15 protein-coding genes are annotated in these 19,161 nt (G+C 66.4%); 7 read left to right on the plus strand and 8 right to left on the minus strand.

Features of this window, described 5'->3' with window-relative positions; genetic code table 11:
• From Q0D45_RS14950 to Q0D45_RS14970, 5 genes are all read right to left on the minus strand, one after another.
• Positions 1-692: efflux RND transporter permease subunit (locus tag Q0D45_RS14950; protein WP_293394319.1), on the minus strand; the 692-nt coding region annotated here is incomplete at its 3' end.
• On the minus strand, positions 689-1,654 hold the full coding sequence (locus Q0D45_RS14955; protein ID WP_293394322.1) for an efflux RND transporter periplasmic adaptor subunit: 966 nt from the start codon (positions 1,652-1,654) through the stop codon (positions 689-691). The genes Q0D45_RS14955 and Q0D45_RS14950, both read right to left, overlap by 4 nt.
• The gene (locus tag Q0D45_RS14960) at positions 1,651-2,937 is read right to left on the minus strand and encodes a TolC family protein (protein ID WP_293394325.1); all 1,287 of its coding nucleotides are present in this window, start codon (positions 2,935-2,937) and stop codon (positions 1,651-1,653) included. The genes Q0D45_RS14955 and Q0D45_RS14960 overlap by 4 nt, the downstream gene beginning before the upstream one ends.
• 144 nt (positions 2,938-3,081) lie before the next feature.
• The gene (gene ppk1, locus Q0D45_RS14965) at positions 3,082-5,247 is read right to left on the minus strand and encodes a polyphosphate kinase 1 (protein ID WP_293394328.1); all 2,166 of its coding nucleotides are present in this window, start codon (positions 5,245-5,247) and stop codon (positions 3,082-3,084) included.
• Between the two features lie 168 nt (positions 5,248-5,415).
• Positions 5,416-6,267: a metal-dependent hydrolase gene (locus Q0D45_RS14970; RefSeq protein WP_293394331.1), complete on the minus strand. Its 852-nt coding sequence runs from the start codon at positions 6,265-6,267 to the stop codon at positions 5,416-5,418.
• 137 nt (positions 6,268-6,404) lie between these two features.
• Here Q0D45_RS14970 and Q0D45_RS14975 point away from each other — a divergent pair, with 137 nt between their 5' ends.
• Entirely contained in the window at positions 6,405-7,271 is an 867-nt protein-coding gene (locus tag Q0D45_RS14975) for a MerR family transcriptional regulator (RefSeq protein ID WP_293394334.1), read from the plus strand.
• A gap of 13 nt (positions 7,272-7,284) precedes the next feature.
• On the opposite strand, the gene Q0D45_RS14980 is transcribed toward Q0D45_RS14975, so the two are convergent.
• Positions 7,285-7,995, minus strand: a complete 711-nt coding sequence (locus tag Q0D45_RS14980; protein ID WP_293394337.1) for a glycerophosphodiester phosphodiesterase family protein — start codon at positions 7,993-7,995, stop codon at positions 7,285-7,287.
• A gap of 198 nt (positions 7,996-8,193) precedes the next feature.
• Here Q0D45_RS14980 and Q0D45_RS14985 point away from each other — a divergent pair, with 198 nt between their 5' ends.
• A complete protein-coding gene (locus Q0D45_RS14985) occupies positions 8,194-9,441 on the plus strand; it encodes a hypothetical protein (RefSeq protein ID WP_293394340.1) in 1,248 nt (415 codons plus the stop codon).
• Positions 9,442-9,452: 11 nt separating this feature from the next.
• On the opposite strand, the gene pyk is transcribed toward Q0D45_RS14985, so the two are convergent.
• Positions 9,453-10,880 carry a pyruvate kinase gene (gene pyk / locus Q0D45_RS14990; RefSeq protein WP_293394343.1) on the minus strand — a complete coding sequence of 476 codons (1,428 nt, stop codon included), beginning with the start codon at positions 10,878-10,880 and terminating at the stop codon, positions 9,453-9,455.
• Between the two features lie 98 nt (positions 10,881-10,978).
• Here pyk and purT point away from each other — a divergent pair, with 98 nt between their 5' ends.
• Entirely contained in the window at positions 10,979-12,193 is a 1,215-nt protein-coding gene (gene purT, locus Q0D45_RS14995) for a formate-dependent phosphoribosylglycinamide formyltransferase (protein WP_293394346.1), read from the plus strand.
• 12 nt (positions 12,194-12,205) lie between these two features.
• On the opposite strand, the gene Q0D45_RS15000 is transcribed toward purT, so the two are convergent.
• Complete coding sequence (locus tag Q0D45_RS15000; RefSeq protein WP_293394349.1) at positions 12,206-13,030, minus strand: CmcJ/NvfI family oxidoreductase; 825 nt, start codon at positions 13,028-13,030, stop codon at positions 12,206-12,208.
• Positions 13,031-13,210: 180 nt separating this feature from the next.
• Between Q0D45_RS15000 and Q0D45_RS15005 the strand changes: the two genes are divergently transcribed.
• The 4 genes from Q0D45_RS15005 to Q0D45_RS15020 all read left to right on the plus strand — a co-directional run.
• Positions 13,211-13,837: a putative 2OG-Fe(II) oxygenase gene (locus Q0D45_RS15005; protein ID WP_293394352.1), complete on the plus strand. Its 627-nt coding sequence runs from the start codon at positions 13,211-13,213 to the stop codon at positions 13,835-13,837.
• Positions 13,838-13,860: 23 nt separating this feature from the next.
• Positions 13,861-14,280, plus strand: a complete 420-nt coding sequence (locus Q0D45_RS15010) for a hypothetical protein (RefSeq protein WP_293394355.1) — start codon at positions 13,861-13,863, stop codon at positions 14,278-14,280.
• A 219-nt stretch (positions 14,281-14,499) separates the two neighbouring features.
• Positions 14,500-16,542, plus strand: a complete 2,043-nt coding sequence (locus tag Q0D45_RS15015; RefSeq protein ID WP_293394358.1) for a hypothetical protein — start codon at positions 14,500-14,502, stop codon at positions 16,540-16,542.
• 152 nt (positions 16,543-16,694) lie between these two features.
• Positions 16,695-19,161 (plus strand): fused MFS/spermidine synthase (locus Q0D45_RS15020; RefSeq protein ID WP_293394361.1); only part of this gene is annotated, 2,467 nt, incomplete at its 3' end.

Raw genomic sequence — 19,161 nt, forward strand, 5'->3', positions numbered from 1 at the left:
TTCTCGACCTGGCCGGCGCCGAGCGTGGCGTTGTTGGCTTCGATCGCCGCGGCCAGATCGACGAAGCTCAAGCCCCGGGCGAGCAGGCGCGCTGGTGACGGGGCCACCAGCCATTCCTGCTCGTAGCCGCCGGTGGTGTTGATCTCGGATACGCCGCTGGCCTGCAGCAACTGCGGACGGATCACCCAATCCTGCAGGCCGCGCAGTGCCGCGAGATCCCAGGGCCGGCCGTCGGGCTGGCGGGCTTCGGGCGTGGCGGTGATCGCGTAGAGCAGGATTTCGCCAAGGCCCGTCGCCACCGGCCCGAGCCTGGGCGCGACACCTGGCGGCAGTGCCGCGCGCACTGATTGCAGGCGCTCGGAAATCAGGTTGCGGGCGAAGTAGATATCAGTGCCGTCGTCGAACACCACGGTGACCTGCGACAGGCCGTAGCGTGATTGCGAGCGTGTGTAGGCCAGCCCCGGCAAGCCGGCGAGCGCGGTCTCCACTGCATAGGTGACCTGTGCTTCCACTTCCAAAGGTGTTGCGCCCGGAAAGGCGCTGGTGATCTGCACCTGGGTATTGGTCAGATCGGGCACCGCGTCGATGTTCAGGCGGGTGAAATTCCAGCCGCCGAACAGTGCCAGCAAAGCCACCGCGATCAGCACCAGCACTCGCCGTTCGACGGCGAAGCGCAGGCCGGCTTCGATCACGGTGCGGCCTCGGCGGGCGCAGCTTTTTCGGGCTCGTCTTCCTCCAGCCCGGCCTTGCCGAGTTCGGCCTTGACCACGAAGCTGCCGGCCGACACGTAAGACTCACCAGCCGTGAGCCCGGACAGGATCTCGACCCGACTGGCATCGCTGCGGCCGGTCTGGACGCTGCGCGGTGCGTAGCCGCCGGGCATCGGCACGAACACGGTGGTCACGCCGTCGAGCATCTGCAAGGCGGTCGATTCGATCGCCACCGCGACGGCATCGGCACCGAGTTCGACATTGGCGTTGACGAACAGGCCCGGCGTCCATTGCCGGTCCGGATTGGGCAGGGTCACGCGGGCGGTGAGCGTCTGCGTCGCCGCTTCGCCGAGTGCGCCGACCAGGTCGATCTTGCCACTGCCGCTGAGCCGCGCATCGACACTGGCCACCGCCACGCGCTGGCCGACTTTTACCTGTCCGACATCGGCCGGAAACAGGCTCAGCTCGACCCAGACGGTAGTCAGATCGGTGATCGAGAACAGCACTTCGCTGCCGGCCTGCTCGCCGGGATCGGCCTCGCGCGCGGTCACCGTGCCGGCCATCGGTGCGATCACCGGATAGGTCTGCAGGCTGTCGTTGCTTTCGATCGTCGCCATCACCTCGCCCTTGGCCACGCTGTCGCCAATCGCTTTGGCTACGCTGCGGATCGAACCGGGGAAGCGCGCGACGACTTCACGCACGCGCTCGGCATTCGGCTTGACCGTGCCGTACAGCGGCAAGTGCTCGCGGATCTCGGCCGGGCCGGCGACGGCGCTGCGAATCCCGACTTTCGCGGCGGCGGCCTCGCTGATCCGCGCCAGCATGGGTGCCTGCGCTTCGTCGGCTTCCGGCGGCATCGTTTCCGCCTTGGGGGCCGGCTCGGGCCGGCAGGCAGCCAGCACGCCCAGCGCGGCGAGCAGCAGCAATCGATGACAGGCAGTCATGGTGCAACTCCGGCGGGTGCAGTCGTCGTAGTCACGGCCGGCAACGCTTCGCCGGTCAGTCGCTCGATCTCGTTCAGGGTCAGGTGATAACGCTCGGCGGCGTCGATGTGCTGACGTTCGACGGCCAGCAGTTCGCGTTGCACGTCGACCCATTCCAGATAGCCGTAGCGACCGCGCTGGTAGGCGTATTCGGCCTGCTTCAGCGCGTCATGAGCACGCGGCAGGATTTCCTGCTCCAAGCCTTCGACTTCGGCGCGTGCCTGCGCCAGCTGCTGATACAGGCCATACAGCTCGCTGTTCAGGCGCAAGGCCAGCGCTGCGCGTTCGGCATCGACTCTTTCCCGCGCCGCGCGTGCTGTAGCGACATTACCGGCGTTGCGATCGTTGAAGCCGAGCGGCCACGTGGCGCCGAACAGCAGCGCTTCATCGCCGCCCTGTTGGGTGCGGCGCAGGCCGGCCTCCAGGGTCAGATTCTGCACGCCAGTGGACAGCGCCAGCCGCAGTTCGGCATCGCGCAGCCGGGCTTCGGACAGGAATCGCGAGAGATCGGGATTGCCTTCCAACCGGGCGCGCAGCTGCTCGAAAGCTTCGACCGCCGGCAGCCGATACAGCGCGGCGGCCACCTGCGCGAAAGCAGGCTCGCTGTCGCCCCACAGGCTTGCAAGCCGCTGGCGATCAGCTGCGAGCTGACGCTGCACCTCGGTCTGATCGAGCCGCGCACGCGCCAGCTGGATGCCGGCGCGGCTGGCTTCGGCGAGCGGTGAACGGGCGGCGTCGACCCGCTTCTGCACTTCGTCGCGAGTCGCGGTGGCCAGTTGCACGGCACGCACGGCGAGCGCGACCCGTTCCTGATCGGCCGCCACGCCGACGAAGCGACGCGCCACTTCTGCAATCACATCGAGCTGGCGCACCTGGCGTTCGGCTTCGATGATCCGCCGCTCCTCGCTGGCCACTTCGACTCGGCGGCGACGCTTGTCGCCCAGCTCGAGAGTCTGGCTAAGGGACAGCGAGAACTCGGCACCGGTGAAACCGCGACTCTGGCCGGTACCGAGAAAATCCTCGGCCTGGAAATCGAGCTGCGGATTCGGCCGCACCGCCGCCTGCGCTGCCTGCCCGTCCTGGGCCTTGAACGCGTAGGCGAAGTTGCGCAGCTCGGGATTGCCGGCGAGGGCGGCGCGAACGGCATTGCGCAAGCTCAGGTCGGTACCGGGCGGCTGGGCGTTGGCCGCCGAGGCCAGCAGCAGGCCCACTCCGGCCATGAGCCGCCACGCGCGCGCTGACATCGTCGTCCGTTCTCCTCACCGGTCGTTGCTGCCGGTTGTGCCGCCTCTGGAGGGCGACGTCGAGACCAGCAGCGGATGCGCCGATTGTAGGCGGGGATCGCCGAGGCCGAACGCCTCGTTGCCGAGCTTGTTACCGCGTCGACATCAGCTTGCCGCCTTGCGCCGCGCTCTCGGCTTCGGTGCCAGCTTCAGCACCGGCTCGGCGGCATCAACCGCAGCCAGGCCAGGGACGTTGATGACGCCGGCTTCGGCGAGCATGCGCATCTGCACGCCGATCGCGTCGGCGGCCGGTTCGGTGCGCAGATAGCGGCCATCGGCCTGCAGCAGCCAGCTCTGTGTGGTGTCGGCGAGATAGGCGAGCAGGTGTTCTATGACCCGTTCGCGGATCGCCTGATCGCGTAGCGGAAAGGCGACTTCGACTCGGCGCAGCAGGTTGCGCTCCATCCAGTCGGCGCTCGACAGCCATACTTCGTCGGCACCGCCGTTGTGGAACCAGAACACCCGCTGATGTTCCAGGAAGCGGCCGATCACCGAGCGCACCCGGATGTTGTCGGACAGCCCCGGCACGCCGGGCTGCAGGCTGCACATGCCGCGCACGATCAGGTCGATCTGCACGCCGGCCTGCGAAGCTTCGTACAGCGCCTTGATGGTTTCCGGTTCGACCAGGCCATTCATCTTGGCGACGATGCGGCCGGGCTTGCCGGCCTGCACCTGTTCGATCTCGCGGGCGATGCGCGCCTTCACGCCGGTGGCCAGCGTGAACGGCGCCTGCAGCAGGCATTTCAGCTGCGGCACCTTGCCGAGGCTGGTCAGTTGCAGGAAGACGTTGTGGATGTCGCCGCAGATCGCCGGGTCGGCGGTCATCAGGCCGTAGTCGGTGTACATCCGCGCAGTGCGCGGGTGGTAATTGCCGGTGCCCAGATGCGCGTAGTGCTTCAGGCTCGGCGCCGCGCCAGGCGCAGAAGGATCCACCTCACGGCGGACGATCAGCATCATCTTGGCGTGGGTCTTGTAGCCGACCACGCCGTAGACCACGTGGGCACCGACGTCCTGCAGCGCTTCCGCCAGCGAGATGTTGTCGGCTTCATCGAAGCGGGCGCGCAGTTCGACGACCACGGTCACTTCCTTGCCGGCGCGTGCCGCCTGGATCAACGCTTCGGCAACCAGGCTCTTGGCGCCGGTGCGATACAGCGTCTGCTTGATCGCCAGCACGTTCGGGTCTTTCGCGGCCTGGCGCAGCAGTTCCAGCACCGGGGCGAACGAGTCGTAGGGGTGCTGCAGCAGGCGGTCCTTCTCGCGCATCGCCGCGAACAGATCGCCGGACAATGCTTTCGGCACGCGCGGCGTGAATGGCGGGTCCTTGAGATCGGCGCGATCGACCAGATCCGGAATCGCCAGCAGGCGCATCAGGTTGACCGGGCCGTTGCACTGGTAGATATCGCCCGGCGCCAGGTTCAGTTCTTCGGCGAGGTAACGGACCAGTTGATCCGGGCAGTTGTGCGCCACTTCCAGGCGCACGGTATCGCCCCACTGGCGCTGCTCCAGCTCGTCTTCGAGCGCTTCGAGCAGATCGGAAGCTTCGGCTTCATCGACCAGCAGATCGGAGTTGCGGGTGACCCGGAACTGGTAGCAGCCGCTCGGCGCCATGCCCGGGAACAGCTGATCGACATGGGCGTGGATGACGCTGGACAGGAACACGAAATCGTTCGGTCCGGTGCCCGGCACCGACGGTGGCAGGCGGATCAGGCGCGGCAGCGCGCGCGGCGCCTGAACCACGGCGTAACCGATGTTGCGGCCGAAAGCATCGCGCCCGGACAGCGAGACGATGAAGTTCAGTGACTTGTTCATGATCCGCGGGAACGGATGCGCCGGATCGAGGCCGATCGGCGACAGCACCGGCATCACCTCGTTCTCGAAATAGGTCTTCAGCCAGTCGACCTGCTCGGGCGTCCAGTGGCTGCGACGGACGAAACGAATCTGCTCGGCGTCCAGCGCTGGAATCAGCACGTCGTTGAGCATCCGGTACTGGGCATCGACCAGCTGATGCCCGGCCGCCGAGATCATCGCCAGCAGCTCGGTCGGCGTACTGCCATCCGGCCCGACCGAGGTGGCGCCGACCTTGGCCATCTGCTTCAGGCCCGCCACGCGGATCTCGAAGAATTCATCGAGATTCGAGCAGGAGATGCACAGGAACTTGAGCCGCTCCAGCAGCGGCACCTGGGTGTCCTCGGCCTGAGCCAGCACCCGATGGTTGAATTCGAGCAGCGACAGTTCGCGGTTGAGGAACGACGGAGCAGGGGCGGAAGTCATGCGGGTCAGGACGCAGTAGATCGAAGGATCATCGTACTAGACGCGGCCAGCGTGACACTTCCATGACGGCTACCATCGGTGAAGCCCGGCACACGATGTCTGCCGGATGGCATTCACAAAAAAAGCCGGACGAGTGAACTCGTCCGGCCCGGTTTCAACGAGTCCGGATCAGGCAGCCGCGGCCAACTTCGGTGCTTTCTTCGCCGACACGCCGTACTTCGCATTGATCGCCTCGATCTGGTTCAGGAAGTGGCGGTTGTCGTGATCCCAGGGATGGAAGCCCGGCTTGAAGTAGTCCAGCCAGGGCAGGGCGATGCCGCGCAGGCCGCCGGACGGGCCGAGCATGAACCAGGCGAACTTGGCCCATTCGCGCGGCCCCTTCTTCGTCGTCTTGTCGGCGATCAGCATGCGCGCCATTGCTGCCGCGATCAGCGACAGGAAGATGCTGGTGATCACCACCAGGGTCGAAGTGCGCAGCAGGTAGGCGCGCAGATCGCTGCCGACCACCTTCGAATAGACGTCAAAGGCCACGGCCTTGTGCTCGGTTTCCTCGAGCGCATGCCACTGCCACATCGCCTTCATCGTCGGGTTGCTGCCCTCGATTAGTTCCGGCTTGCGCAGCAGCAGATCGCCATAGATCGCTGTGAAGTGCTCAAGCGCGATGGTGATCGACAGCTGCGCAGGCTCCGGCAGGCGCTTGGCCGCTTCGATGATCTTGAAGATGCTCTGCACCAACGCTTCGGCAGGCATGCCCTGCTCGGCGAGGCGTTCGTTGTATTCCTCGTGCTCGCGGCCGTGCATCGCTTCCTGGCCGATGAAGCCGGTGACCTGGGCTTTCAGCTCCGGATCGGTGATCTGGTCGCGGTAATGACGCAGGGAATGAATGAAGAAGCGCTCGCCGTCTGGAAAGAACAGCGACAGCGTATTCATGTAGGCGCTGACCAGCGGACCATTGGCATTCCAGGTCTTCAGATCGACCTCGGCCAGCTTGAACTGCAGATCGCGGCGGACGGGCATCATGGTGCGGCTCCTCGGTGTGTTCGGCTCAGCGTCAGCAAGCTAGTGCCGGGCTGAAACCATGACATTAATTAATGTCACAGTGCAATAGTAACAATGCCAGCAAGGAGGCTGTCAAGCGGCGGCTGTCGATCGGTATGATGGCGACCATGAAAGGCATTCTCGGCCGCTTGTCGTCGCTTTCCTTACCCGAACTGGGGAGGGCAACTGCCGTGCCCGTGCCGCCGGTGGGGCCCGAATACACGATCGACCAGCTGGCGCGGCAGGCCAACACCACGGTGCGCAACGTCCGCGCCTATCAGGATCGCGGCATCATTCCGCCGCCCGAGCGGCGCGGCCGGGCCGGCGTCTACAACGCCGATCATCTGTCGCGCCTGCGCATCGTCGGCCAGTTGCTGGCCCGCGGTTACACGCTGTCGTCGATCGGCGAGCTGATCGAAGCGCTCGATCAAGGCCAGAACCTGGCGCAGGTGATCGGCATCGAATCCGCCGTTGCCAGCCCCTGGAGCGACGAGCAGCCGGTCACCTTCACCCTGCAGGATCTGGTCAAGCTGTTCGACGGCAATTTCGATCCGCGCTTGCTGGCCAGCGTCGTCGATCTGGAAATCCTGCAACAGCAGGGCGGCAAATTCTTGGCGCCGAGCCCGAAGATGATCCACGCCGCGTCAGAGCTGGTGCGGATCGGCATTCCGCTGGCCGACATGCTCAACGTCGTCGGCCTGCTGCGCGCCAATGTCGAACGCGCCGCCGAAGCAATGGTTCAGCTGATCGACCGGCATCTGCTCGACAAGTACGGCAATGGCCTGCCGCCGCCCGAGGAATCCGCGGAGATCGGCGATCTGATCTGGCGCCTGCGGCCACTGGTGGAAATGGCCGTGCATGCCGAAGTCTCGCGAGCGATGCAGCGGGCGGCCAGCCAGCATCTCGGCGATCGCCTCAGCCATGTGCTGGAGCAGTTCGAGCGCAGCCGGCAGCCTGCGGCCCAGCCGGGCGACGACGACGCCTGAGCTGCGGCGAGGCTCAGCCTGCCGTTACCGCCAGTGCGCGATCCGGGTAATCGCTGAACACGCCGTCGACGCCCATCTCGCGCAGCATGCGCATCTCGGCCGGATCGTTGACCGTGTAGACGAACACCTTGATGCCGTGTTTGTGGGCGTCTGCAATCAAGCGCGGATCGACGAATTCGGATGACAGGTTCAGGGTCGCAGCACCCAATTCCACTGCACAGCCAGCCCAGTCCAGCGGCACACCGCAGATCAAGGCACCGATCGGGATTTCCGGCGCGTACTGCTTGAACTCCCAGAGCTCGGGCAGATGGAACGAGGACACCAGGAACTTCTCCGGTGGCCAGCCCGCTTCGAGATAGCTGCGGATCACGCTGGCCACCGCTTCGCCGGTGCCGCCGGCGCTCTTCAGTTCGATGTTGACGCCGACTTGCTGCTCGACCAGATCGAGCACCTCGATGAGCGTCGGAATCTGCTGGCCCTGGCCGGCATCCAGCGCCCGCAGCATGCCCAGCGACTGGCTGGCCAGAAAGCCCTGACCGTTGGTGGTGCGGTCCAGGGTCAGATCGTGGAACACCAGCAGCTCGCCGGAATCGTGCAGTTGCACATCGAACTCGACCCAGGGTGCGCCCAGGCGGATCGCGGTGTCGATCGCCAGCAAGGTGTTCTCCGGCGCATGCCCGCGGGCGCCCCGGTGACCGATCACGGTGAACTCGTTCGCGGACATGACGGTCTCGTCTGCAGGTGGCCAATTGATACTTTACGCTCCGCCGTCAGCCTCCGGATCGGGTCGTTCAAACCGGTATGTGCTGGCGTCGAAAAGGTCTTGGACGGTTTCGACGCGCGCCGATAGTGTCTATTTTTCAAGGGGTTGGCGAGCACTTGGCCGGCGACTTCAGAACTACCTCCACGGAAGGGATCAGCCATGATCATGTCCTCGCGCAACGAAGCCAACCACTGCCTGGTCCGATCGGCACCCCGTCATTCCGGACTTTGGCGGGCGGCCGCGACGCTGGCCGGCTTGCTGGCCGCGGTCGTGCAGCTGCCCGCCCATGCTCAGGCCCTGACCGGCTGCGACTGGTACGAAGCGCCGATCAAGCTCGCGTATCCGGAAACCAACGCCCGCTACTACCAGGCCGATCTGCCACTGCTGCCGCCGGCCGGATCGCGCATCCGCATCGAGGGCAGCTATCCGGCCACCCGCTATTTCTCGTTCCAGATCTACAACCCGAGCTACGCGCCGGTCGACGACCTGAGCGATTACCTGATCGTCCCCGACCCCGGCAGCCAATCGACCCTGCTCGGGCCGACCGCGAGCAATCCCGATGTCCAGCCCGGTGGCCGTTACACCGTCTACGTGAAGTACGGCGCGGTGCCGAAGAGCCGGCAGCGCAACACCCTGTACACCGACGACAGCATCAGCGCCCGTCGCCAGTACCGGCTGACGATGCGCACCTATCTGGAAGACCAGCGGGTGCCGCTGCCGAAGCTGGTGCTGGAAACGCCGAACGGCGATCAGCCGCTTGGCGTCGGCCTGTGCCGACCGGCGCTGGCTTTGCCCGAGGTCGCCGGTCTGGCGGAGGCAGGCGACCCCGGCCTGCCCGGCTCGCGCAAGGTGCCGTTCGCAGTGTTCTATGGCGCGGAGACTGGCGACAGCGAATTCGGCCTGAACCAGAACGCCGCCTACATGTCGGCGACCGTGCGCAATACCGGCGATCTGGTGCTCATCCGCGGCCGGGCGCCGAGCTTCCGCGAGCGCACCGGCCGCACGCCGCTATTGCCCGAGGTGCGCTACTGGTCGTTCTGCCAGAACGCCAAGTTGTTGACCACCGTGGTCGACTGCCGTGCCGACCGCGAGATTCCGATCGATGCCAATGGCAACTACCACATCGTGGTTGCCGACGGCGCCGTTGCGCGCCTGCCGAAGAACATCGGCTATGCGGCACTGCCGTTCGGTCCTGTGGCCGTCGGCTTCCTGATCTATCGCCAGCTGCTGCCGGCGGCCGATTTCGTCGGCGCGATCGGCCGGGTGCCGGAGGGCACGGCGCCGGAAGAGGTGATCGGCGATTACACGCCGGTCGCCACCTACTGCCCGCCGGCGCTGTTCGAAGCCCGCGTCAGGGCCGGCGACACGCCCTATCAGGTGTTCGCCGCCTGCGCCGCGGCACCCTGAACCGGGCGCTTTCAGGCGATGCTGACGATCTTCATCGTGTTGGTGCCGCCCAGCTCGCCGGTGAGATCGCCACGGGTCAGCAGCACCCGGTCGCCGGTGGCGATGACCTTGCGGTACTTCAGGCAGTCGATCGCTTCGCGCTCGGCCTGCATCGCATCGGCGGTCGAGGGATCGAAGGCCACCGGGTAGACGCCGCGGCACATCGACATCTTGCGGCGCGTGGTTTCGTGGCGGGTCAGCGCGTAGACCGGGATCGTCGTGTCGGTGCGCGACACCATCAGCGCCGTCGAGCCGGATTCGGTCAAGGACACGATCGCCTTCGCCTGCATGTGCTGCGCGGTCCAGGTGGTGGCCATCGCCACCGCTTCATCGACGCGACCAAAGTGCGCGTCCATGGTTCGCTGCGAACGCGCGCGTGAGGGCATCGCCCGCTCGGCACCCAGGCAGACGCGGGCCATCGCTTCGATGGTCTTCACCGGCCAGCGGCCGGTCGCGGTCTCGGCTGACAGCATCACCGCATCGGTGCCATCCATCACCGCGTTGGCGACATCAAGCACTTCGGCGCGGGTCGGAATCGGGTTGACGATCATCGATTCCATCATCTGCGTCGCGGTGATCACCATGCGGTTCGCTTCGCGCGACGCGGCGATGATCTTCTTCTGCCAGCCCGGCAGCTCGGCGTCGCCGATCTCCACGCCGAGATCGCCACGGGCCACCATCACCACGTCGCTCGCCGCGATGATCGCTTCGAGATTCGGCAGCGCTTCGGCGCGCTCGATCTTGGCGACCAGAAATGCCGAGCCGCCGGCCGCGTTCATCAGTGCACGGGCTTCGTCCATGTCCGCCGCCGTGCGCGGAAAGCTCACCGCGATGAAATCGGCGCCGATCGAGATCGCGTGGATCAGGTCCTCGCGGTCCTTGTCGGTCAGCGCGGCGGCGGACAGGCCACCGCCCTGCTTGTTGATGCCCTTGCGGTTGGACAGGATGCCGCCGAGTACCACGACAGTATCGATGCGGGTGCCTTCGACCGCCGTCACCCGCAAGGTGATCGCGCCATCGTTGAGCAGCAGGATGTCGCCGGCGATGGTGTCGCGCGGCAGATCGGCGTAGGCGCAACCGACGGCGTTGATGTCACCGGCATCGGCGCCGATCGAGGTATCGAGCACGAAGGCCGCACCCTCGATCAGCTCCACCGGTCCGTTGGCGAAGCTTTCGATGCGGATCTTCGGGCCTTGAAGATCGGCGAGGATGCCGATGTCGTAGCCCATCTCGTGGGCGACGGCGCGCACGGCAGTGGCGCGGCGGGCGTGATCGCTGGCCTTGCCGTGGGAATAGTTGAGGCGGACCACATCGACACCGGCGATCAGCAGCCGCTTCAGCACGGCGGGATCATCGGTGGCCGGGCCGAGCGTGGCGAGAATCTTGGTACGACGAGTCATGGCAGCTTCGTTCTAGTTGGGGGAGCGCAGTTTGATGGGCCCCTGTGACAGTATTCTCCCCCTTCTCGGCCCCGATGCACGAATACCTTCACCTGAATATGCACACGATAACCACTACCGTCCTCGGCACCCCGCTCGCTCCCAATGCCACCCGCGTGATGCTGCTGGGCGCCGGCGAACTCGGCAAGGAAGTGGTCATCGAGCTGCAGCGGCTCGGGGTCGAAACCATCGCCGTCGATCGCTATGCGAACGCGCCGGCGATGCAGGTCGCCCATCGCAGCCATGTGATCAAGATGCTCGACGGCGCCGAACTGCGCCGAGTCATCGCGCTTGAGGCGCCGCACTACATCGTTCCCGAGATCGAAGCGATCCACACGGTGACCCTGCAGGAACTGGAAGCCGAAGGCGTGGCCACGGTGATCCCCACCGCGCGCGCCGCGCGCCTGACCATGGACCGCGAAGGCATCCGCCGCCTCGCCGCCGAAACCCTGCGCCTGCCGACCTCGCCGTATCGCTTCGCCGACAACTGGGACGACTACGCGGCGGCCGTCGCCGCGATCGGCATTCCCTGCGTGGTCAAGCCGATCATGTCCTCGTCCGGCAAGGGCCAGAGCACGATCAAGAGCCAGGCCGACGTCAAGAAGGCCTGGGACTACGCGCAGGCCGGCGGCCGCGCCGGAGCCGGCCGGGTGATCATCGAAGGCTTCATCCCGTTCGATTACGAAATCACCTTGCTGACCGTGCGCAGCCTCGGTGCCGATCGCGCGATCCAGACCCGCTTCTGCGCGCCGATCGGCCATCTGCAGGTCGACGGCGATTACCGCGAATCCTGGCAGCCGCACCCAATGTCGCCAGCCGCGCTGAAGAAGGCCGAAGCGATCGCCGAAAGCGTCACCGCCAATCTCGGTGGCCGGGGTCTGTTCGGCGTCGAGCTGTTCGTCAAGGGCGATGACGTGATCTTCAGCGAAGTGTCGCCGCGCCCGCACGACACCGGCCTGGTCACCCTGATCTCGCAGGACCTGCCGCAGTTCTCGCTGCACGCCCGGGCGATTCTCGGCCTGCCGATCCCGAGCATTCGCCAACGCGGTGCGGCGGCGTCCTGCGCGCTGCTGTTCGAGGGCGACGTGATCGCGCCGCGCTACACCGGCCTGGCGGAAGCGCTGGCTGATCCGGACACCCAGCTGCGCCTGTTCGGCAAGCCGGAAATCTCTGGCCGCCGGCGCATGGGCGTGACTCTGGCACTGGCTGCCACGGTCGACCAGGCGCGCGCCAAGGCGCGCAAGGCGGCGGCGGCGATCAAGCTCGTTTCGTAGTTCCCGCGCTGATCAGAAGAACGCCATCACCCGCACTTCGATGCTCTCCCGCGGCTTGGCATCGGGCGCGGTGTGCGGATGCTCGAAGGCGCTGTGGAACATGAAGCGGGCGCGGCCGTCGGTTTCGCTGTCGTAGGTTTTCAGCAGCAGCGCCTGGCTGGCGTCCATGCCGGGAAAGTAGGTCCAGCGATGCGCCGGATTGGCGCGCATCACGTGGATTTCGCCGGTGCGTTCGCGGTATTTCAGATTCATCGTCAGCAGGTCTTCCGGCACCTGGGTGCTGGCATCGCACATCGCCAGCGGCAGTTCCTCGACTCGGGCGTGCAGCGGCTTCCAGACGTTGTAGAAGGCGACGCGACCGTTCAGCAGCGCGTCGGCCTCGGCCGGCAGCAGATCGCGCAAGCGCTGCGGGCCGCTGGTCTCGGTGTAATCGCTGTGCACCAACAGCACCGCCGGGCGCTGCACGGTGGTCTGCGCGCTGAGATCCGCCGGCAGGCGCTTGCGGATGGTGTGATCGAACACTTCGACGCGCTTCGCGCCGGTGTGCGCTTTCACGTAGGCGATGATCTGCGCGTAGAACGCCGACTTGATCGCGGCATCGTCGTCGAAGCTCGCGAAGCCGGGTTCGAAGTCATGCAGCTCGAAACCTTCGCGATCGACCGAGAACGCGGAAGCGCGTGGCCAGCCATCGTGGATCAGCACTTCGCGGGCTTCGGTGCCGGGCGGATTCGGCTCGACCGCAGGCTCCGGCTCGTAGAAGTAGGCGTCGAGGCGGCGACCGTTGTCGGCGCTGTAATTCATCGTGGCGCGCACGGAGGCGTGGGCAGCGGCGGTCATCGGACAAAACTCCTTCTTCAGTTGCAGCAAGTGCAGCGAACTTCAGTCGATTGAGGCGACGGGAGAATTCTAAAGACCGCGGCCGGCAACCGGCAGTCGGCGCAGCCCCTGCCATGGAACTGTCATCAGCCGGGCTCAGGCTGCGCGTCCCGAGTCCTCGTGACGTTTCCGCCTCGTTCGATGAGCCAGATCTGCGGCCTGTTTGCCACGCCCCTGATGCGCTTCGAGCGTCTGCTGCCGGGCCCGCTGGTGCAGGCGCTGATCGCGCGCCACGCCGATACGGCGGTCAAGCGCAATACGCAGGACAGTCGGCTGACCCATACCGAAATCCTCACCGAGCAGACCTCGCCGGAGCTGATCCAGCTGCGCAGCCTGCTGACCCCGAAGCTGGCCGAATTCGGCGAGCTGCTGTTCGGCGAAAAGCTGGCCTGGTCGATCAAGGAACTGTGGCTGAACGTGCTCGAAGCCGGCGGCCATCAGGCGATCCACAACCATGCGAACTGCTTCGTCTCCGGCGTGCTGTACCTGACGCCGACCCATCCCTCGGCGAGCACGGTGTTCGTCAAGGCGCTCGGCGGCAATGGCTACGTGTTCGCCAACGCCCATCGCGACACGCGCCCCGGCCCGTTCAACTCGGACAAGTGGATGGCCCCGGAAGCCGCGCCCGGCGATCTGATCCTGTTCCCCAGCCATCTGCTGCACGAGGTGCCGGCCAACCAGGGCGGCCGACGCATCACCCTGGCTTTCAACGCGATTCCGGAGCGGCTGGATTCCTGGGGTTACGCCCTGCGCTTCGCCCGCGCCTGAGTCGTTTTTTCGAGAACCCCAAGATGCCTTCACGTTTTGCCGCCTGCCTGGCTTTCGCAGCGCTGCTGCCGTTCGCGGCCGGTGCCCATGACTACACCACCGGCAAGATGAAGGTGCTGCATCCCTGGACCGATCCGGTGCCGGCCGGCACTGCGTCGGCGCCGCTGCGACTGCGGATCGTCGAGATCCAGGCGGACGATCGCCTGCTGGCCGCCGAGACGCCGGTGGCCGCGCGCATCGAAGTGATTCCTGCTGCCGGGGACTCCGAGCCCGGCATCGCTCTGGTCAATGGCCGGGATCTGAAACTCGGCGACGAAGGCCCTCGTCTGCGCCTGCACGGCATCAACACCCAGTTGTTCTTCGGCCGCGAATACCCGCTGAACCTGCACTTCGCGAAAGCCGGAATGGTCGAGGCCGGGCTGATCATTTCCGACCCCGAGTGAACGAGATGTGAAGAGTTCGTGTGGCTGCAAGTGAATGATGCGTAAGACAAAAAACTGATTTCGCACACATCCCGACGCTTCATCAAAGCTTCACTGAAGCGTCAACTTCGGCCTCTAGCGTCTGCATCTCGCGGGAGGGGCCAGTGGGGCCGGCGCCTGATCGCGAAAGTGCTGCGCCCAAAACCCGAAAAAACCTAGATCCCTCATCGGAGATTCTCAATGCAACACTCGTTCAAGCCGAACGTCTTTCGCGTGGCCGTGACCGCCGCGTTCGGCGTTGCGGCCGCAGTGGCCGCCACCTCGGTCAGCGCCCAAACCCGTGACCAGGGTCGCTATGTCGTTGGCGATTTCCACAATCACACGACCTGCTCCGATGGCCAGATCTCGGTCCAGAAGCTGGTCAACAAGTCGGTCGATACCTACGGCCTCGACTGGTTCATCCTCGCCGGCCACGGCGGCGGCGGCACCCGCAACTGCACGCTGGCCGACGACGAAACCGTGTTCACGCCATCCAGCAATCCGTTCGTGCCGGGCCAAGGTCCGAGCACCACCTGGGCGGATTCGATCGGCATTGGCCGGGTCAAGGGTGACCGCGCCGCCGAGGGCTACATGTTCCGCTGGCAGTCGACGCAGGAATTCGAATATCCGCTGCTGGAAGCGATGGCCGAAGCCAAGCAGAAGCCGATCTTCATCGGTCTGGAATCCGTGGTTGCCGGTCATGAGCACTCCGATACCGCCGTCATCGCCGGCCAGCTGCCGGCCTCCGGCCGCGGCAATGCCGATCCGGGCGCGCAGTGGGAATACTGCTTCGATCGCGCGGATACCGATCTCAGCCGTGGCGCCGACAACCAGTGGGATTGCACCGTGCCGGGCGGCGCCCGCAACGAGTTCCTCGATGCCCGTGGCCGCAAGCTGACCGGCGCCCAGGACAGCGGCACCCTCGGCCATCTGAAGACGGTGGAAGGCGTGCGCTGGCTGCAGGCCAAGTACCCGACCAGCAGCTACTACATCCCGGCGCATCTCGAACGTGCCGGCGTGTTCAACCCGGCTGGCAGCAACGGCTTCAACATCGAGCACCTGCGCAACTTCAACAACGCCGGCCCGACCGTGGCTTTCGGCTTTGAAGGCGGCCCGGGCCATCAGGCCAGCAGCAACCGCAGCTACGGCGCTGGCGCCACCGGCGGCGGCACCTACGGCGGCGCTGGCTATTACACCGGCAAGCTCGGCGGCGTCTGGGATGCCCTGCTCGGCGAAGGCCGCAACTGGTGGATCTTCAACAATTCGGACTACCACAGCCGCGGCTCGTTCGGCCCGGATGATGTTCGTTCGACCAGCGATCAGTACCCGGGCGAATTCAACCGCTCGCACGTGCTGGCCAAGACCGGCGGCAAGCCGTTGACCCCGCAGGCTGTCGTCGATGGCATGCGCTCCGGCAACGCCTACTACGTCAACGGCGATCTGATCGACCGTCTGGCGTTCGTCGCCTGCCGCGCTACCGGTGGCAATGACCGCGACATCAAGCTGGCACAGGCTGCCGTGCTGCGCGCGGCGACCTTGAACGAAGGCTTCGCCGATTCGCGTTGCGCCCAGCAGGGCGAAAAGCTGGTGATCAACGCCGGTGAAGACGTGGTGATCTTCGCTGCGCTGCGTGATCCGGAAGGCGCCAACCTGTCGCCGTACACGATTCCGAATCCGTCGCTGCTGCAGGTCGGTATCAACCAGCCGCTGAACATGCCGGTGCTCGATCACGTCGATCTGATCTCCGGTCTGGTCACTGGTTACATCTCGCCGGACAGCCCGCTGTACGCCGGTGCCGCTCCGGGCGGTGTGGGTGGTGCGCAGGACAGCCCGAACGCGACCAACCCGTCGACGGCCGTCCGCGCGACCTTCAGCGCTGCCAACTGGTCGGCAACGCCGGGCGGCTACAAGCTGATCACCTTGCGTGCGCCGAAGGTCAAGGCTTCGCAGTACATCCGCCTGCGCGGCAGCAACATCCCGGCCGCCGTGCCGAACGAGACCGATGCTGCCGGCAACCCGCTGGTCGACACGCTGGCCAACAACATCACGGTGACCCCGGATGCCGTGGCCTGCGCTGATCCGACGGCGGCTGCCGCCAACGTCAACTGCCTGACCCATCTGCCGGTGCAGGGCGCCGGTCGCCGTCTGGACGTCGACGTCGAAGCGTTCACCGACCTGTGGTTCTACTCGAACCCGATCTATGTCGAAGTTCGCGGCGGCACCGTGGTTGCCGGTGTGAAGTAAGGCTTTTGGTCGTCGCTTGATGAGCCGGCTGCGGGCCCTTTGCCCGCAGCCGGTTTTGACGTTGTTGCATCTTGATGGACTGCTCGTTTCCCTTGAACTCCCCCGCTGTTCCGCTGCCGTCGCCCGCGACGGCTTTGCCATTTTTGCAAGCCGTGCCACGCCCTGCCGGCGTGGCGCTGCTGATGCTCGTGTCCGGCTTCGCCGGGCTCGTGTACCAGATCGTCTGGACCCAGCAGCTCGGCGTCTGGCTCGGTCATGAAATCGTCTCGGTGCTGGCTGTTGTCGCCGCGTTCTTCGGCGGCCTGGCGCTGGGTGCCTGGCGCTGTGGCGCCTGGATTGCGCGCAGCGCGCGGCCCGGCCGCGGCTACGCCTGGCTGGAGCTGACGATCGCGCTGTGGGCGCTGCTGCTGATTCCGCTGATGCCCGTATTCGGTGGCGTACTGACCGTCGCCATCGGCCCCGAGCCCGGCGCGCTGCGCCACTGGCTGGTCGCTTTCCTCGGCCCGCTGCTGATCCTGCTGCCAGCCACCGCCGCGATGGGCGCCACCTTGCCGGCGCTGGCCCAGGTGTTCGGCCGGCTGCGCACACAGGGCTATGCGATCGGCGGCCTGTATGCCGCAAACACGCTCGGCGCGGTGTTCGGCGTGATCGCCAGCGCCTTTCTGCTGGCGCCGAAGCTCGGCTACAACGCCACCGCGGCAATCGCCGCTGCTTTGAATCTGCTCTGCGCGGCCTACGCCTGGCGCGCCTTCGCAGGACTCGAGTCACCGGCCGAAGTGCCGGTCGCTGCGCGCAGCGCGGCACCGCTGCTGCGTCTGGCCGCGACCGGCCTGCTCGGCATCGGCTACGAGGTGTTGATCGTCAGAGTCATCAGCCAGATCGCCGAAAACACCGTCTACACCTACGCAGCAGCGCTGGCGATCTATCTGCTCGGCACCGCATTTGGTGCTGCGCTCTATCAGGCTGGGCAGCGCTGGCTGGGCGCGCATCGCGCTGCCGCAAGCTTGCGCACGCGCCTGCTGGCACTGACCACGCTCGGCGTGCTGCTTGGCGGCCTGGCGATGACCCAGGGCGCGGCGGTCAAACAGATCGTGGCCGGTGCACTCGGCGGCAGTTTCGAAGCCGCGTTGATCGCCGAAGCCACGCTTGCCGCGCTCGCCTTCCTGATCCCGACGCTGGCGATGGGCGCGCTGTTCAGCCATCTCAGTGTCGAGGCTCGCGAGGCCGGCTGGCGGCTTGGCGATGCGCTGGCCGCGAACACGCTCGGCGCAAGCTTCGCCGCGCCCTTGATTGCCGTCGCGCTGCTGCCGCTGCTCGGCGCCGGGCCGCTGATCGGCCTGCTGGCGCTGGCGTATCTGCTGCTGTTGCCGATCCGCGAAGCGCGCCGCGCGACCGTGCTCGCCGCCGCGACGGCCGGCATCGCCTGGCTGCTGATCGCGCCCTCGCTGCGCTTCGTCACCGTGCCGGACGGCGGACGGATCCTGAGCTATCGCGATGGCGTGATGGCGGCGGTTTCGGTGATCGAAGACGCCGGTGGCGAACGCCGCCTGCACATCAACGATCGCGCTCGCGAAGGCTCCAGCCAGACGCGCTACACCGATGCCCGCGAAGCCTGGGCGCCGCTGCTGCTGCATGGCGATCCGAAGCGGGCGCTGTTCCTCGGACTCGGCACCGGCATCACCTCCAGCGCTGCGGCGATGGATCACAGCCTGAGCGTCGACGCCGTCGAACTGCTGCCGGAAGTGATAGCCGCCTCGCGGCTGTTCGTGCCGCAAGACGCGCCGCAGCCGCATATCGTCGCTGCCGATGCGCGCCGCTACGTGCGCGCCAGCGAGACGCGCTACGACGTCATCGTCGCCGACCTGTTCCACCCGGCGCGCAGCGGCTCGGGCGCGCTGTACACCGTCGAGCATTTCGATGCGGTGCGCGCCCGCCTCGCGCCCGGCGGCCTGTTCTGCCAGTGGCTGCCCCTGCATCAGCTCGATCTCGCCAGCCTGCAGGCGATCGTCGCGGCCTATCTCGCGGTGTATCCGGATGCCGTCGCGATGCTCGCCACCTACAGCCTCGATACGCCGGTGCTCGGCCTGGTCAGCGGCGCGCCGTTCGATCGTGCTCAGCTGGCTGCGCGCCTGAGCACAGCGCAGCACGGCGCAGCGCTTGCCGGCCTGCAGTACGACGATGCTTACGTGCTGCCCGGCAGCATCGTGGCCGATGCAGAGTCGCTGCGAAGCTTCAGTGCTGGCGTGATCGCCAATCGTGACGATCATCCCGTGGTCAGCTATCGCGCGCCGCAACTGACCTATGCGCCGGACAGCCGCCCGCGTGATCGGCTGATGAACTTGATCAGCCAATGGACGGCCAGCCCGGCCGCCGTGCTCGGCGCGCCGCGCGATGCCGATGACCGCGCGTGGCAAGCCCGCATCGCCGCCTACTGGCAGGCCCGCAACGCCTTCCTCAAGGCCGGCATGAACGTGCAGCCGATGGCCGATCCGCAGGCGCTGCTGGCCCAGGTACGCGAGCCGCTGCTCGCCGTGCTGCGCCTGAGCCCTGATTTCCGTCCGGCCTATGAGCCGCTGCTGCGTATCGCGATGGCGCTGGCCGATCGCGCGCCCGACGCAG

It is taken from the genome of Nevskia sp. (genome assembly GCF_023266035.1).
Classification (GTDB): Bacteria; Pseudomonadota; Gammaproteobacteria; order Nevskiales; family Nevskiaceae; genus Nevskia.

What these genes read in the sequence shown, in the direction of transcription:
- Q0D45_RS14955 (WP_293394322.1), bottom strand. Translation starts at nt 1,654, where the DNA reads ATGACTGCCTGTCATCGATTGCTGCTGCTCGCCGCGCTGGGCGTGCTG.
- Q0D45_RS14960 (WP_293394325.1), bottom strand. Translation starts at nt 2,937, where the DNA reads ATGTCAGCGCGCGCGTGGCGGCTCATGGCCGGAGTGGGCCTGCTGCTG.
- ppk1 (WP_293394328.1), bottom strand. Translation starts at nt 5,247, where the DNA reads ATGACTTCCGCCCCTGCTCCGTCGTTCCTCAACCGCGAACTGTCGCTG.
- Q0D45_RS14970 (WP_293394331.1), bottom strand. Translation starts at nt 6,267, where the DNA reads ATGATGCCCGTCCGCCGCGATCTGCAGTTCAAGCTGGCCGAGGTCGAT.
- Q0D45_RS14975 (WP_293394334.1), top strand. Translation starts at nt 6,405, where the DNA reads ATGGCGACCATGAAAGGCATTCTCGGCCGCTTGTCGTCGCTTTCCTTA.
- Q0D45_RS14980 (WP_293394337.1), bottom strand. Translation starts at nt 7,995, where the DNA reads ATGTCCGCGAACGAGTTCACCGTGATCGGTCACCGGGGCGCCCGCGGG.
- Q0D45_RS14985 (WP_293394340.1), top strand. Translation starts at nt 8,194, where the DNA reads ATGATCATGTCCTCGCGCAACGAAGCCAACCACTGCCTGGTCCGATCG.
- pyk (WP_293394343.1), bottom strand. Translation starts at nt 10,880, where the DNA reads ATGACTCGTCGTACCAAGATTCTCGCCACGCTCGGCCCGGCCACCGAT.
- purT (WP_293394346.1), top strand. Translation starts at nt 10,979, where the DNA reads ATGCACACGATAACCACTACCGTCCTCGGCACCCCGCTCGCTCCCAAT.
- Q0D45_RS15000 (WP_293394349.1), bottom strand. Translation starts at nt 13,030, where the DNA reads ATGACCGCCGCTGCCCACGCCTCCGTGCGCGCCACGATGAATTACAGC.
- Q0D45_RS15005 (WP_293394352.1), top strand. Translation starts at nt 13,211, where the DNA reads ATGAGCCAGATCTGCGGCCTGTTTGCCACGCCCCTGATGCGCTTCGAG.
- Q0D45_RS15010 (WP_293394355.1), top strand. Translation starts at nt 13,861, where the DNA reads ATGCCTTCACGTTTTGCCGCCTGCCTGGCTTTCGCAGCGCTGCTGCCG.
- Q0D45_RS15015 (WP_293394358.1), top strand. Translation starts at nt 14,500, where the DNA reads ATGCAACACTCGTTCAAGCCGAACGTCTTTCGCGTGGCCGTGACCGCC.